This is a genomic window from Alkalibaculum bacchi (genome assembly GCF_937875145.1).
Taxonomy (GTDB): Bacteria; Bacillota; Clostridia; order Eubacteriales; family Alkalibacteraceae; genus Alkalibaculum; species Alkalibaculum bacchi_A.
On record NZ_CALNCS010000119.1, the window covers coordinates 1 to 15244 of the forward strand.

Annotated in this window: 13 protein-coding genes and 1 other annotated feature; all 13 genes read right to left on the reverse strand. The window is 36.5% G+C overall.

Going from position 1 to position 15244, the window contains the following annotated elements; genetic code table 11:
- Positions 1-66: 66 nt before the first annotated feature.
- Positions 67-2139, reverse strand: coding sequence for an elongation factor G (gene fusA, locus Q7P22_RS07790; RefSeq protein WP_303862756.1), 2073 nt, complete (start codon positions 2137-2139; stop codon positions 67-69).
- Positions 2140-2172: 33 nt separating this feature from the next.
- Positions 2173-2643: a 30S ribosomal protein S7 gene (rpsG, locus tag Q7P22_RS07795; protein ID WP_303862758.1), complete on the reverse strand. Its 471-nt coding sequence runs from the start codon at positions 2641-2643 to the stop codon at positions 2173-2175.
- Between the two features lie 119 nt (positions 2644-2762).
- The gene (gene rpsL, locus Q7P22_RS07800; protein WP_303862762.1) at positions 2763-3137 is read right to left on the reverse strand and encodes a 30S ribosomal protein S12; all 375 of its coding nucleotides are present in this window, start codon (positions 3135-3137) and stop codon (positions 2763-2765) included.
- Positions 3138-3223: 86 nt separating this feature from the next.
- Positions 3224-3469 (reverse strand): ribosomal L7Ae/L30e/S12e/Gadd45 family protein, encoded by a 246-nt coding sequence (locus Q7P22_RS07805; RefSeq protein WP_303862765.1) that lies wholly within the window; start codon positions 3467-3469, stop codon positions 3224-3226.
- A gap of 67 nt (positions 3470-3536) precedes the next feature.
- Entirely contained in the window at positions 3537-7091 is a 3555-nt protein-coding gene (gene rpoC, locus Q7P22_RS07810; protein ID WP_303862768.1) for a DNA-directed RNA polymerase subunit beta', read from the reverse strand.
- Positions 7092-7333: 242 nt separating this feature from the next.
- Positions 7334-11002 (reverse strand): DNA-directed RNA polymerase subunit beta, encoded by a 3669-nt coding sequence (locus Q7P22_RS07815; RefSeq protein WP_303862770.1) that lies wholly within the window; start codon positions 11000-11002, stop codon positions 7334-7336.
- Between the two features lie 284 nt (positions 11003-11286).
- The gene (gene rplL, locus Q7P22_RS07820) at positions 11287-11670 is read right to left on the reverse strand and encodes a 50S ribosomal protein L7/L12 (RefSeq protein WP_303862773.1); all 384 of its coding nucleotides are present in this window, start codon (positions 11668-11670) and stop codon (positions 11287-11289) included.
- A 29-nt stretch (positions 11671-11699) separates the two neighbouring features.
- A complete protein-coding gene (gene rplJ, locus Q7P22_RS07825; RefSeq protein WP_303862776.1) occupies positions 11700-12230 on the reverse strand; it encodes a 50S ribosomal protein L10 in 531 nt (176 codons plus the stop codon).
- Between the two features lie 344 nt (positions 12231-12574).
- Positions 12575-12703, reverse strand: a sequence feature (ribosomal protein L10 leader region).
- 69 nt (positions 12704-12772) lie between these two features.
- On the reverse strand, positions 12773-13462 hold the full coding sequence (rplA, locus tag Q7P22_RS07830) for a 50S ribosomal protein L1 (RefSeq protein WP_303862779.1): 690 nt from the start codon (positions 13460-13462) through the stop codon (positions 12773-12775).
- Positions 13463-13512: 50 nt separating this feature from the next.
- A complete protein-coding gene (gene rplK, locus Q7P22_RS07835; RefSeq protein WP_113919950.1) occupies positions 13513-13938 on the reverse strand; it encodes a 50S ribosomal protein L11 in 426 nt (141 codons plus the stop codon).
- Between the two features lie 63 nt (positions 13939-14001).
- Positions 14002-14529 carry a transcription termination/antitermination protein NusG gene (gene nusG / locus Q7P22_RS07840; protein ID WP_303862784.1) on the reverse strand — a complete coding sequence of 176 codons (528 nt, stop codon included), beginning with the start codon at positions 14527-14529 and terminating at the stop codon, positions 14002-14004.
- A gap of 19 nt (positions 14530-14548) precedes the next feature.
- Positions 14549-14803 (reverse strand): preprotein translocase subunit SecE, encoded by a 255-nt coding sequence (gene secE / locus Q7P22_RS07845; RefSeq protein WP_303862787.1) that lies wholly within the window; start codon positions 14801-14803, stop codon positions 14549-14551.
- A 38-nt stretch (positions 14804-14841) separates the two neighbouring features.
- Positions 14842-14991 carry a 50S ribosomal protein L33 gene (gene rpmG, locus Q7P22_RS07850; protein WP_113919947.1) on the reverse strand — a complete coding sequence of 50 codons (150 nt, stop codon included), beginning with the start codon at positions 14989-14991 and terminating at the stop codon, positions 14842-14844.
- Positions 14992-15244 lie beyond the last annotated feature (253 nt).

The following is a 15244-nucleotide window of genomic DNA, read 5'->3' on the forward strand; positions in this document are numbered from 1 at the left end:
TTTACGTGAGGTTTACTTCTCTCGTATTTAGCTTTTCCCATTTTTTATTCCTCCTCAGTGTATATATTATTTTTTACCTTCGATAATCTTTTGTGCGACGCTCTTTGGTACTTCTTCATTATGGTGGAATTCCATTGAGTATACACCTCTACCTTGAGTCTTACTTCTAAGGTCTGTAGCGTAGCCAAACATTTCAGACAATGGAACATATCCTCTTATGATTTGAGCTCCATTTCTTGCATCCATTCCTTCGATTCTACCTCTTCTAGAGTTGATATCACCCATAATGTCACCCATGTACTCTTCTGGAACAGTTACTTCTAGCTTGAATACTGGTTCAAGTATGATTGGATCTGCTTTTTTGCAACCATCTTTAAACGCCATAGAGCCAGCTATTTTAAAGGCCATTTCAGAGGAGTCTACATCATGGTAAGATCCATCATATAAGGTTACTTTAACATCTAGTATAGGGTATCCTGCTAAGACGCCATTTTCAAGTGCTTCTTGAATACCTTGGTCAACTGGTCCGATGTATTCTTTTGGAATGGCTCCACCAACAACTTTGTTGATGAATGTGTATCCAGCACCTTGTTCATTTGGCTCAAGTTCAATCAATACGTGACCGTATTGTCCCTTACCACCAGATTGTCTAGCGTATTTCATTTCAGACTTAACATGTTTCTTGATTGTCTCTTTATAAGCTACTTGTGGAGCACCTACATTTGCTTCAACTTTAAATTCTCTTAAAAGTCTATCTACGATAATGTCTAAGTGAAGCTCACCCATACCAGAAATGATTGTTTGACCTGTTTCATCATCTGTGTAAGTTTTAAAGGTAGGATCTTCTTCAGCAAGTTTTGATAAGGCAACGCCCATCTTTTCTTGTCCAGCCTTTGTCTTTGGTTCAATAGCAACAGAGATAACTGGCTCTGGGAATTCCATTTTTTCAAGTACAACTGGGCTTTTTTCATCACATAAAGTATCTCCAGTTGTCGTATCTTTTAAACCTACTGCAGCAGCAATATCTCCAGAGTAAACGGTAGTAATTTCTTCTCTGTGGTTTGCGTGCATTTGAAGAATACGGCCAATTCTCTCTCTTTTACCCTTTGATGAGTTGTATACATAAGAACCTGATGCTAAAACACCAGAGTAGACTCTAAAGAAAGCAAGTTTTCCAACAAATGGGTCTGTCATGATTTTAAATGCTAATGCTGAGAATGGTTCTTCATCACTTGCATGTCTTAATACTTCTTCTCCATTATCCATATCATGTCCAGAGATTGCTGGAATATCTAATGGGGATGGCATATAATCAACTATTGCATCTAGAACTAATTGAACACCTTTATTTTTGTAAGATGAACCGCAAGTTACAGGAATGATTTTTACATCAACAGTCCCTTTTCGAAGAGCAACTTTAATCTCTTCTTCTGTGATTTCTTCACCTTCAAGGTATTTCATCATTAAATCTTCATCTAATTCAGAAACCGCTTCTAAAAGCTTATCTCTGTATTCTTCTGCCAGATCTTGCATGTCCTCTGGAATATCTGTCACTTCAAATTCTTGTCCTAAGTCATCTTTGTAGATATCCGCTTTCATTGTAACTAAGTCGATAATACCTGTAAAAGTATCTTCTTTGCCAATTGGAAGTTGAATAGCAACAGCATTTGCATTTAGTCTGTCTTTTAACATGTCTAATACATGGTAGAAGTCAGCACCCAATGTATCCATTTTGTTAATATAAGCCATTCTTGGTACATTGTATTTGTCTGCTTGTCTCCAAACAGTTTCTGATTGAGGTTCAACACCACCCTTTGCACAGAAAACTGCAACAGAACCATCTAGTACTCTTAAAGATCTTTCAACCTCTACAGTAAAGTCAACGTGTCCTGGTGTATCTATTATATTTATTCTATGGTCTTTCCATTGTGTGGTAGTAGCAGCAGAGGTAATTGTAATACCTCTTTCCTGCTCTTGTTCCATCCAGTCCATTTGAGCTCCACCTTCGTGAGTCTCACCAATTTTGTGGATTTTTCCGGAATAAAATAATATTCTTTCTGTTGTGGTGGTTTTACCTGCGTCAATGTGAGCCATGATACCGATATTTCTCGTTTTTTCTAAGCTAAATTGTCTAGACACAGTATCCATCCTTTCGTGATTACAGAATCTTGATTACCACTTGTAATGTGCAAAAGCTTTATTTGCTTCAGCCATTTTATGAGTGTCTTCTTTTTTCTTAACTGCTGCACCTGAATTATTTACTGCATCTAATAATTCGCCAGCTAATCTTTCTTGCATTGTTTTTTCATGTCTTAGTCTTGAGTATTTTGTAAGCCATCTTAAACCTAATGCTTGTCTTCTATCAGTACGAACTTCCATTGGCACTTGGTAAGTTGCTCCACCAACTCTTCTCGCTTTAACTTCTAGAACAGGCATAATATTGTTTAAAGCCTCTTCAAATACTTCTAACCCATCTCTGTCTGTTTTATTTGCAATAATATCAAAAGCTCCATATACTATATTTTGAGCTACACCCTTTTTTCCATCAAGCATAATGTTGTTAACTAATTTTGTTACAACAACACTATTGTATAATGGATCAGGAAGAACAGATCTTTTACTTACTGGTCCTTTTCTTGGCACTTCGCTTCCCTCCTCAACATTAAATATTCATCGGTACTCGACATTTACGCTGCCGTTGTGCTTTTATATATACTATATATGCATGTAAGTCATATGAATATAGTAGATTCATTTTGCACTTAGTTCTTTGGTTTTTTGGCACCATATTTTGATCGAGCTTGTTTTCTGTTTTGTACACCTGCTGTATCTAAAGCTCCCCTGATGATTCTGTAACGAACCCCTGGTAAGTCTTTAACTCTACCACCTTTGATTAAAACAACGCTATGCTCTTGTAAATTATGTCCAATACCTGGAATATAACATGTTACCTCTGTTCCATTTACTAGTCTTACTCTGGCAATTTTTCTAAGAGCGGAGTTTGGTTTCTTTGGTGTAGTAGTTCTTACTGCAGTACACACACCTCTTTTTTGAGGATTTGCTTTTAGGGCAGGAGTTTTTGAAGTATATTCTACTTTTTCTCTACCTCTTTTTACAAGCTGATTAATTGTTGGCATTTCTTCACCTCCGTAAATTATTTGTATAGAAACCTGTGCCTTAAAATAACCCCTCGTTTAGAGGGGCTATTTACACAGTGAGTTCTCTAATCTTTTAATAAGGCAGCACTAGCAGTCTTTCTATTAATTCCACATGCTTTTCCTAAATCTATCATGGAATCGACATAGACTATTGGCACTTCGTTTTTTTTACAACAATTTTCTACTTCAACGAATATGTGCTGATCCACATCATGCGCTAGATAAACGGTCTTAGCTTTACCGCCCTTAACCATTTTTAAGGTTTGCTTTGTACCTATTACACTCTTACTCACCTTTATGTGATCAAGCATGATGGTCCCCCTTACTACATACATTCGCTAAATGATTTTATCATTGCTTTTTTCCTATGTCAACACTTTAAATGTTATCTTCTAAAGAATTAACACTTTCTTCATCTAAAATTTCAGCTTCTTCTTCTATTTCCTCATCGTCGTAAATTACAATGTCATTGTAATTTTTGACTCCAGTTCCAGCAGGAATTAGTTTACCAATAATTACATTTTCCTTTAATCCAATTAGTGGATCCTGCTTTCCTTTTATTGCCGCATCTGTTAGCACTCTTGTGGTCTCTTGGAAGGAAGCTGCTGATAAGAAGGAGTCTGTTGCAAGAGAAGCCTTTGTAATACCTAGAAGTACTCTTGTTGCTGTAGCAGGCTCTCTACCTTCTTTTTGAATTCTTTCATTTTCTTCTTCAAATGTAAAGATATCTACTAAACCTCCTGGAAGCAATTCTGTATCCCCCGCTTCCATGACTTTAACTTTTCTAAGCATCTGACGAACTATCGTTTCTATGTGTTTATCGTTAATGTGTACACCTTGCATACGATATACCTTTTGTACTTCTTGTAAAAGATATCTTTGTACTCCGTGGATCCCCTTAATGGCTAGTATATCATTAGGATTAATAGAACCTTCTGTGATCTCATCACCAGCCTCTATTACATCTCCTTCAGATACTTTTAGTCTGGATCCGTATGGAATAGCATACACCTTTTCTTCTGTATCACCTGTAACAACGACTTCTTTTCTCTTCTTGGTTTCTCTTAAAGAAACAGCACCTGCAATTTCAGAGATAATAGCAAGACCCTTAGGTTTTCTCGCCTCAAAGAGCTCTTCGATTCTAGGAAGACCTTGGGTAATATCCTCAGCTGTTGCTACACCACCTGTATGGAAGGTCCTCATGGTTAACTGCGTACCTGGCTCACCAATAGATTGTGCCGCAATAGTTCCTACTGCCTCTCCAATGCCAACAGCTTTCCATGTTGTTAAATCAACACCATAACATTTTGTACAAACGCCTACTTTAGATTGACAATTTGTTACAGATCTTATCATGATGTGCTTAAATCCTAGATCGTGTATTTCAGCAGCCATATTTATGCTAATGAGTTCATTTTTCTTTACAAGAACTTCCCCTGTTTTAGGGTGAATAATGTCTTCAAAAGCATATCTACCAGCTATACGATCTCTTAAGGTTTCAATAACCTCACCATTATCTTCTACTGGTGTGGCTTTATATCCTTGAGTAGAGCCACAGTCGTCTTCTTTTACAATAACATCCTGACTTACATCTACAAGCCTTCTCGTCAAATAACCTGAATCGGCTGTTCGAAGGGCAGTATCCGCAAGACCTTTTCTAGCACCGTGACTAGAAATAAAGAACTCAGATACGTTTAGACCTTCACGGAAGTTTGAACGTATTGGTAGTTCGATGATTTTACCAGATGGACTGGCCATAAGACCTCTCATACCTGCTAGTTGCTTGATTTGGTTTTTGCTACCTCGGGCACCAGAGTTGGCCATCATATTGATTGGATTTAGTGGACTCAAATTATTCATCATGGCTTCTGTTACATCATTTGTAGCCTGTGTCCAAATTTCAACAACTTTTTCATATCGTTCATCTTCTGATATGAGACCTCTTCTAAACATCTTTTGTATTTTTTCTACTTCAATATCTGCATTTTGCAAGATTTCTGGTTTTTCCTTTGGTACATCCATATCGCTTACCCCTACAGTAACTGCTCCAATAGTAGAGTAATGGAAGCCCATTTTTTTAATATCATCGAGAACTACAGATGTCTTTGTAGGTCCGTAAGTGTGATAACATTTTTCAACAATTTGTGATAATTTCTTTTTATCGACTAAATCATCTACTTCTAAAAGAAATGCATTGTCTGGGTTCTCTCTATTAACTAAGCCTAAGTCCTGTGGAATAAATTCATTAAATAGGAATCGACCAACAGTACTTTCGATGATTCTACCTTGTTTCACTCCGTCGATATCTTTATAAACGCGAACCTTTACTCTGCTGTGTAAAGAGACAACTTTATTGTCATAAGCAGCTTCCATTTCTTCTAAATCTGTAAATACTTTCCCCTCACCTGTAGCTCCAGCAACTTCTAAAGTCATGTAATAAGAACCTAATATCATATCTTGAGTAGGACTTACCACAGGACTACCATCTTGAGGTTTTAAAATATTGTTTGCTGCAAGCATTAAGAATCTTGCTTCAGCTTGAGCTTCTACTGATAAAGGAACGTGAACGGCCATTTGGTCTCCGTCAAAGTCCGCATTGTATGCTGTACAGACTAGTGGATGTAGTTTAATTGCTCTACCTTCTACTAATATGGGTTCAAACGCCTGAATACCAAGTCTATGAAGTGTTGGCGCTCTATTTAATAGAACAGGGTGTTCTTTAATGACTTCTTCTAAAACATCCCACACTTCTGGTCTCATTCTTTCTACCATACGCTTTGCACTTTTTATATTTTGTGAAAATTTTTGTTTTACAAGTTCTCTCATTACAAAAGGCTTAAACAATTCTATCGCCATTTCTTTTGGCAGGCCACATTGATACATCTTTAATTCTGGACCTACTACGATAACAGAACGACCTGAATAGTCAACTCTCTTACCAAGTAAGTTTTGTCTAAATCGACCTTGTTTCCCCTTAAGCATATCAGAGAGAGATTTTAAAGGTCTATTTCCAGGACCTGTCACAGGTCTGCCTCTTCTCCCATTGTCAATAAGAGCATCAACAGCTTCTTGAAGCATTCTTTTTTCATTTTGAACAATAATATCTGGTGCATCTAAGTCTAATAATCTCTTAAGCCTATTATTTCGATTGATTACTCTTCTGTAGAGATCATTTAAGTCAGACGTAGCAAATCGTCCACCATCAAGTTGTACCATAGGTCTTAGTTCTGGTGGGATAACAGGAATCGCCTCTAAAACCATCCATTCCGGATGATTTCCCGAGCTTTTAAAAGCTTCTACGGTTTCAAGTCTTCGAACTGTACGAATTTTCTTTTGACCAGTACTGGTCTTTAAATCTTCTCTTAAAATTCGAGCTTCTTTATCTAAATCAATCTTTTGTAATAAATCAAAAATACCTTCAGCACCAATTTTTGCTTGAAAAGCGTTGCCATATTTTTCTTTATTTTCACGGTATTCTCTTTCTGTCAAAAGCTGTTTATAAGAAAGAGGCGTATTACCAGGATCTGTAATAATATAAGATGCAAAATAAATAATCTTTTCTAATGCTCTCGGAGATAATTCCAAAAGCAATCCCATCCTACTAGGGATTCCCTTAAAGTACCATATATGTGTAACTGGCGCAGCTAATTCGATATGTCCCATTCTTTCTCTTCTTACTTTTGAACGAGTAACTTCAACTCCACAGTTTTCACAGACAATGCCCTTGTAACGAACCCTCTTATATTTTCCACAATGACATTCCCAATCCTTAGTTGGTCCAAATATTTTTTCACAAAAAAGCCCATCTTTTTCTGGCTTCAAGGTTCTGTAATTAATTGTTTCCGGTTTTTTTACTTCTCCTCTTGACCATTCACGTATTTTTTGTGGCGATGCTAATCCAATTTTTATCGATTTAAAATCAAATTCACCCAAGGAGTCCGCTCCCTTCTAAATTTAAAAATATTAGTCGCTAGTCCCTAGATCGCAGGCATTCCTCTAGAGTCTTTCTATAGACTATGATTCATAGCCTTAGTGCTAAAGTCTAGCGTTTTGTTGCCAACCTTTAGTCTAGTCTTTCCTTGCTAGTAGCTAGCTAAAAAGGCTACTTTTAATAGCCATAATGAGAAACCGTAAGAAATCCCCCAAAGCTAGAGTCTAGCGACTAGTGTCTTGATTTAATATTCTTCCATATCTCCAATAAAGTCATCTACATCAATATCTCCAAGGAGTTCGTCATCTTCATTTTCTTCTAAATCGTCAAAATCATCTTCTATGATTTCTTTACCAGACAGTTCAATACCAATGTTTTCTAATGATTCTACTCCATCTGTTAACTCTTCTTCTATTCTAAGTTCTTCTTCTTGCTCTGTCAGAACAGAAACATCAAGACCTAAACTCTGTAATTCTTTAATCAATACTTTAAAGGATTCAGGAACTCCAGGAGCAGGGATATTTTCCCCTTTTACGATAGCTTCATATGCTTTTACTCGACCTACTACATCATCGGACTTTACCGTTAAAATTTCTTGCAGAGTATAAGCTGCACCGTATGCTTCAAGGGCCCAAACTTCCATCTCCCCAAATCTCTGTCCACCAAATTGAGCTTTACCACCTAATGGCTGTTGTGTTACTAGGGAATATGGTCCTGTAGATCTTGCGTGCATCTTATCATCTACCAAGTGATGAAGTTTTAGCATATACATATATCCTACAGTTACTTCGTTGTCAAATGGTTCACCAGTTCTTCCGTCATACAGCTGAACTTTACCATCTCGACCACGACCTGCTAACTCTAAGGTGTCCATAATGTCATTTTCATTAGCACCGTCAAATACAGGTGTTGCAATTTCCCAACCCAAAGTTTTTGCAGCAAGGCCCATATGAACCTCAAGTACTTGACCGATATTCATTCGGGATGGTACACCTAGTGGGTTTAGTACAATTTCAAGAGGTGTTCCATCTGGCAAGAATGGCATATCTTCTTCTGGAAGTATTCTAGAAATAACACCCTTGTTTCCATGACGTCCAGCCATTTTGTCTCCAACGGAGATTTTTCGCTTGCTGGCGATGTATACCCTTACCAATTGATTTACTCCAGGCTTTAAATCTTCATCCTTGTTCTCTCTAGAGAACACTTTTACATCAACTACAATACCAGATTCCCCATGAGGCACTCTCAGGGAAGTATCTCTTACTTCTCTTGCCTTTTCTCCAAAGATTGCGCGAAGCAGTTTTTCTTCTGCAGTAAGCTCCGTTTCACCTTTTGGGGTTACTTTTCCCACTAAAATATCATCAGAATGAACTTCGGCACCAATTCGAATAATGCCTCTTTCATCAAGATTCTTAAGGGAATCTTCTCCCACATTTGGAATATCTCTAGTAATTTCTTCTGGTCCAAGCTTCGTTTCCCTTGCTTCAGACTCAAATTCTTCTATATGAATAGATGTCAGTGCATCTTCTTTAACTAATTTTTCACTAATAAGCATAGCATCCTCGTAATTATACCCTTCCCATGTCATGAAACCCATGAGTATATTACGGCCTAATGCTAATTCTCCACCATCTGTTGAAGGACCGTCTGCGATGATCTCGCCTACTTCAACTCTTTGTCCAGCTTTGACCAGTGGCCTTTGATTGAAACATGTCCCTTGATTGGATCTCTTAAATTTCAGTATATTATATTGATCTTTGCCACCGTCATCTGCTACTATAACAATTTTATTTGCAGAGACTTTTTCTACAATACCTGCTCGTTTTGCTAGAATACATACTCCTGAATCCTTAGCCGCTGTATATTCCATGCCCGTTCCAACTACAGGGGCTTGTGGTACAAGTAGAGGTACAGCTTGACGTTGCATATTCGCTCCCATTAAAGCTCTATTGGCATCATCATTCTCCAAAAACGGTATAAGAGCAGTTGCCACAGATACAATTTGTTTTGGGGAAATATCCATATAGTCTACCCTACTTTTAGGCACTGTTACAAAATCTCTTTTAAGTCCAGTTCTAGCAGTAATTTTTTCATTTATAAATGTACCATCGTCATTTAAAGGCTCATTTCCCTGAGCAATGGTATAGTATCCTTCCTCGTCTGCTGTTAAAAAGTGAATGTCATTGTAGACCACTCCATTTTCCACTCTTCTATAAGGAGTCTCGATAAATCCATATTCATTAACTCTTGCATAGGTACTCAAGGAACCAATCAAACCGATATTAGGACCTTCAGGAGTTTCAATTGGACACATTCTACCATAGTGAGAATGGTGAACGTCTCGAACTTCAAAACCTGCCCTTTCTCGGCTAAGACCACCTGGTCCTAAAGCGGATAATCTTCTTTTGTGAGTCAATTCACTCAGTGGATTATTTTGATCCATAAATTGAGACAATTGAGAACTACCAAAGAACTCTTTAATTGCAGCATTCACTGGTCTTATATTGATCAGACCTTGTGGTTGAATCGCCTCACTATCTTGAATAGTCATTCTTTCACGGACAACTCTTTCCATTCTTGAAAGACCTATTCTAAACTGATTTTGTAATAGCTCTCCAACAGAACGTATTCTTCTATTGCCCAAATGATCTATATCATCGATATTTCCAATATCGTAAGCTAATCCCATATTGTAATTAATGGATGCAAAAATATCTTGAATTAGTATATGCTTTGGCGTTAATTCTTGAATTCTTGAAATGAATTCTTCTCGCTTTTCTTCGCTTGTCTTATCCGAGTTTAAAATTTCTTCTAAAACATTATAATTGACAAAATCATCTATATCTATCCCTGTAATATTAAAAGGCAAGTCTTGAGCCTTTAAATCTACAAAGCCATTTCCCAATACTACTACTGGTTTATCTTCTATATTTATTTCTACCCTATTGATACCTGCATTTTGAATTTCCCATGCAGTCGTTGCATCTAACATTTGATCTTTTTCACAAAGGATTTCTCCAGTTTCGGGGTGAACGATATTGTCAAATGATTTCTTGCCTATTAATCTAGTTGCTATCGCCAATTTGCTATTAAATTTATATCTACCGACTCTAGCTAAATCGTATCTTCTTTGATCGAAGAACATACTATTTAAAAGGGATTGTGCACTGTCTACTGTTGGAGGTTCACCAGGTCTCAATCTCTTGTAGATTTCCAATAAACCTTCTTCTACATTTTGAGCCGTATCCTTTTCAAGAGTAGCAAGAAGCCTTAAGTCTTCACCAAAAACATCTTTTATTTGCTGATTTGTTCCAAGTCCAAAAGACCGCAGTAATACGGTTATCGGTAATTTCCTTGTCCTATCTACGCGTACATAAAGAATATCATTTGAATCTGTCTCGTATTCTAGCCAAGCTCCTCTATTTGGTATTACTTGAGAAGAAAAAAGTTTTTTACCCGTTTTATCTCTTTCTTCTGAGTAATAGGCTCCAGGAGATCGAACTAATTGACTTACTATTACCCTTTCCGCACCATTAATGATAAAGGTACCTGTATCTGTCATAATGGGAAAGTCTGCTAAGAATACACTTTGCTCTTTGACTTCATTGGTCTCTTTATTGATCAAACGAACTCGAACTTTTAAAGATGTGGAATAAGAAGCATCTCTTTCCTTGCATTCTGCGATAGAATACTTAGGCTCTCCATCTAATTTGTAGTCAATGAACTCTAAAATTAGATTTCCAGTATAATCGGTAATTGGATTGATATCATCAAAAACTTCTTTTAAGCCTTTTTCTAAAAACCAATTATAAGAATTGACTTGCACAGCAATTAAATTTGGAATATCTACTACCTCTTTAATTCTAGAAAAGCTCATTCTTTCTTTATTGCCGTACTTTACAGGATGCGTCATCCTACATTCACCCCTTGCTTAAAATAAAATAGCCAAAAGCTCAAGTACTTTGAATTATTATTTTATTCATACTTTCTTTTGGTTAATTTTGGTTTCACTTATGTGTTATGTCCTTATTTGCATAATTTTATTCAAAAAATGCATAAAAATCCTACTATTAATGCAATTTACAATGCTATCATAAGTTCCATACATTGTCAATTATTTTTTTCAATCGTATATAAAATTAAAGTGAGTAGGATCTACTCACTTTAATATAATCATTATTTACTTATGCAAAAGAATTATTTTACTTCTACAGAACCGCCAACTTCTTCGATTTTAGCTTTCATAGCGTCTGCATCTTCTTTGCTAACAGCTTCTTTAACAGTTTTTGGTGCATTGTCAACTAAGTCTTTAGCTTCTTTTAAGCCTAAACCAGTAAGTTCTCTAACTACTTTAATTACTTTAATTTTCTGGTCTCCTGCTAAAGTTAAAACTACATCAAATTCAGTTTTTTCTTCTGCTGCTGGAGCTGCTGCGCCTGCTGCTGGAGCTGCTGCTACTGCTACTGGAGCTGCTGCACTTACACCGAATTCTTCTTCTAAAGCTTTTACTAATTCAGATAATTCTAATACTGTTAAACCTTTTACATCTTCAATTAATTGAGTTACTTTTTCACTTGCCATTTTTATTTTCCTCCAATTGTTTTCAAATATTAAGCCGTAGCTTCTTTTTGTTCTTTAATTTGGTTTAATGCAATAGTTAAACCTCTTATATTTCCATTTAATACATTTACAAAACCAGTAATTGGTGCGTTTAAGCCGCCAAGTACTTTTGCAACAAGTACTTCTCTTGATGGTAATTCAGCCAAGTCATTGACACCTTGTTGATCTAACACTTTTCCGTCAACCATACCTGCTTTAATTTCCATTTTTTTATGAGTTTTTGCAAAATCAACTATAACCTTTGCTGCTGCTACTGGATCATCGTAACTAAAAGCAATACCTGATGGACCTGTCAAGTATTCAACCAAACCTTCTAGGCCTGTTTCTTTTGCTGCAAATCGCATCATTGTATTTTTATAGATTTTATAGTCAACATTTGCTTTTCTAGCAAGAGCTCTAAACTCTGTAACTTCTTCTACATTTAGCCCTCTATAGTTAACCAATACCGCACTTTGAGCTCGGTTAAATTTATCTGCCAATTCGCTTACAATCTCTTTTTTAAGTTCTTGATTCTTTGACACGCTTGTTCCACCTCCCTTAAGTTTGTCTTGAGTATACTAATCAAGCTTTAATTATAAGAATTTTTCAACCAGACTCGAGTTCACGGAACTCTTTAGCCAAATTAGTACACTTCCAAATTGACTTCGTCAATTCTTCAGTCGCGACATTCACGTAATGAATGCTGCGCATTCATTACGTATGCGTAGCCCTCCAGAATCGATAAATCGATTCCTTCGTCGCGACATTCGCCAAATGAATGCTGCGCATTCATTACGTATATATGTAACTCCACAGCCAATTCAGCAAGCTGATTGTCTGTTTCTTTACATATATACTGCGAAAGCTTTGCTTTCGCTTGGCTCATTGTATCACGCAAAAAGCTCTCTTGAATGCGAGGCATACAAAGAGAGCTTTAATCACTAACTTTTCGTATAACCTCGATAGGATATTAAGACTACGCACCTATTGTCTTCGGTCGAAAGATTATTTATTTATAAATCACATGAAGTATAACATCATGGGATCAGCTTGTCAAGTTTATTTTATCATCAATGCTGTTTGATTAGATTTTTGCAGAATTGATTTTAATTCCAGGTGACATCGTGCTTGTTATTGTAACACTTTTAAAGTATTGTCCTTTTGCAGCAGATGGCTTCGCTTTTTTGATTGCTTCAAGTAAAACATTAAGATTATCGTTTAGTTTACCTTCATCAAAAGAAGCTTTTCCTACTGGAACGTGGATAATATTTGTTTTATCAAGTCTATATTCTACTTTACCTGCTTTAATGTCGTTAACTGCTTTTCCAACTTCAAATGTTACGGTTCCTGATTTAGGGTTAGGCATTAAACCTTTTGGTCCAAGCACTCTACCTAATCGACCAACTACGCCCATCATATCTGGAGTAGCAACAACAACATCAAATTCAAACCAATTTTCTTTTGTGATTTTATCTACAAATTCTTCTGCTCCAACGTACTCAGCGCCTGCATCAATTGCTTCTTGAGCTTTATCGCCCTTTGCAAATACAAGAACCCGAACGGATTTTCCTGTGCCATGTGGTAGAACAATAGCTCCACGAACTTGTTGATCTGCATGTCTAGAATCTACGCCTAGCTTAATGTGTGCTTCTATTGTTTCATCAAATTTAGCTGTAGCAACTTTTTTTACTAATGATACTGCTTCTTCAACATCGTATAAATTAGTACGATCAATCAATTTGTATTTTTCTTTGTAATTCTTTCCTCGTTTCATCTTACATCCTCCTTGTGGTAATAGCGGAATACTCCTCCCACCTATTTCTGTTATCCTTCTACGACAATACCCATACTTCTTGCAGTTCCAGCGATCATTTTAATAGCTGTCTCTACAGATGCTGCATTTAAATCTGGCATTTTCAATTCAGCAATTTCTCTAACCTTGTCCATGCTTATAGTCGCAACTTTTTGTTTATTTGGCACACCAGAACCACTTTCAAGTCCAACTGCTTTCTTTAGCAATACAGCAGCCGGTGGAGTTTTTGTAATAAATGTAAAGGTTCTATCTGCATAAACTGTAATTACAACTGGGATAATCATACCCGCTTGATCAGCAGTCTTTGCATTAAACTCTTTACAAAAACCCATGATGTTAACACCATGTTGCCCAAGTGCTGGACCAACTGGTGGTGCTGGAGTAGCTTTACCAGCAGGAATTTGCAATTTTATCATACCAATGACTTTTTTAGCCATGATAATACCTCCTTTATCTTTATATATTATAATACCAGGATATTATGATTTGCTCCTATTGTATTATACTTTCACAATTTGTGTAAAATCTAATTCTGCAGGTGTCTCCCTGCCAAACATAGATATATTGACCTTTACTTTTAGCTTTTCATGGTTAATCTCTTCTACCAATCCAGTAAAGCCTTGTAGTGGCCCATCTTTTACCTCTACATGATCACCAATCTCTAAGTCAATTTGAGGTAGTTTTTCTTTAATGCCCATATTTTTTAGTTCATTTTGGGTCAACGGAACGGGTTTTGAAGCGGGTCCAACAAATCCAGTTACTCCTCTGGTATTACGAACTACATACCATGATTCATCTGTCATGAGCATTTTTACTAGTACATACCCTGGAAATACTTTTTTCTGACTTATTTTCTTCTTTCCATTCTTAAATTCCTCTACCTCTTGCATAGGAACATGGACTTCGTGAATCAAATCACTCATGTTTCTATTCTCAACTGTAGCGTATATATTAGCCTTTACTTTGTTTTCATATCCAGAATAAGTATGAGCTACATACCATTTAGCATCATTGTTGTTTTGATCCATAAATTTAAAACCCTCTTTATTATATAATTAGCGAAAGGATAGATCCTATCCCAAAGTCAATCACCCAAACAATCGCAGTCATTATTAGAACAATTCCTAGAACAACAGAAGTATGTTGTATTAGCTCAGGTCTTGTCGGCCAATTAACCTTTTTGATTTCATACCATACGCTCTTAAAAAAGCCCGTGAAACTTTTCAAAAAACTCTCTTTGTTTTTCTTTACTTCTTTGCTTTTCCTTACTTCTTTAGTTTGTTTTACTTCTTTTTTGGCCATAATCCACCTCTTTAATCCTTATCAAAGATTAAATTGCATTATTTTGTTTCTTTATGTGCTGTATGAGTTTTACAGAATTTACAATATTTCTTTAGTTCAATTCTCTCTGGGTCGTTCTTTTTGTTTTTCATAGTATGATAATTTCTTTGCTTACATTCCCCACATGCTAAGATTACTTTAACTCTCATCACTACACCTCCTATATCGGATAACTTCACACAATTAGCTAGTTTAGGCATACGAACCCTATTATTCATTCTACCTATCAAAAATACCACAAACAAATTTCACTGTCAAGAAAAAGCGATGTACAGCCTCTACTTGAAAGTGACACCGAAATACAAACAAACATTATTGCTCTTGAAAATCGACTATCTTTGTTTTACGCAAAATGAGGACCACCCGTCCAACGGGTGGTTTCCTCTACGGCTATAAGCCTTT

What these genes read in the sequence shown, in the direction of transcription:
- secE (WP_303862787.1), bottom strand. Translation starts at nt 14,803, where the DNA reads ATGGCCAAAAAAGAAGTAAAACAAACTAAAGAAGTAAGGAAAAGCAAA.
- rplK (WP_113919950.1), bottom strand. Translation starts at nt 13,938, where the DNA reads ATGGCTAAAAAAGTCATTGGTATGATAAAATTGCAAATTCCTGCTGGT.
- rpmG (WP_113919947.1), bottom strand. Translation starts at nt 14,991, where the DNA reads ATGAGAGTTAAAGTAATCTTAGCATGTGGGGAATGTAAGCAAAGAAAT.
- Q7P22_RS07805 (WP_303862765.1), bottom strand. Translation starts at nt 3,469, where the DNA reads ATGCTTGATCACATAAAGGTGAGTAAGAGTGTAATAGGTACAAAGCAA.
- nusG (WP_303862784.1), bottom strand. Translation starts at nt 14,529, where the DNA reads ATGGATCAAAACAACAATGATGCTAAATGGTATGTAGCTCATACTTAT.
- rpsL (WP_303862762.1), bottom strand. Translation starts at nt 3,137, where the DNA reads ATGCCAACAATTAATCAGCTTGTAAAAAGAGGTAGAGAAAAAGTAGAA.
- Q7P22_RS07815 (WP_303862770.1), bottom strand. Translation starts at nt 11,002, where the DNA reads ATGACGCATCCTGTAAAGTACGGCAATAAAGAAAGAATGAGCTTTTCT.
- rplL (WP_303862773.1), bottom strand. Translation starts at nt 11,670, where the DNA reads ATGGCAAGTGAAAAAGTAACTCAATTAATTGAAGATGTAAAAGGTTTA.
- rplA (WP_303862779.1), bottom strand. Translation starts at nt 13,462, where the DNA reads ATGAAACGAGGAAAGAATTACAAAGAAAAATACAAATTGATTGATCGT.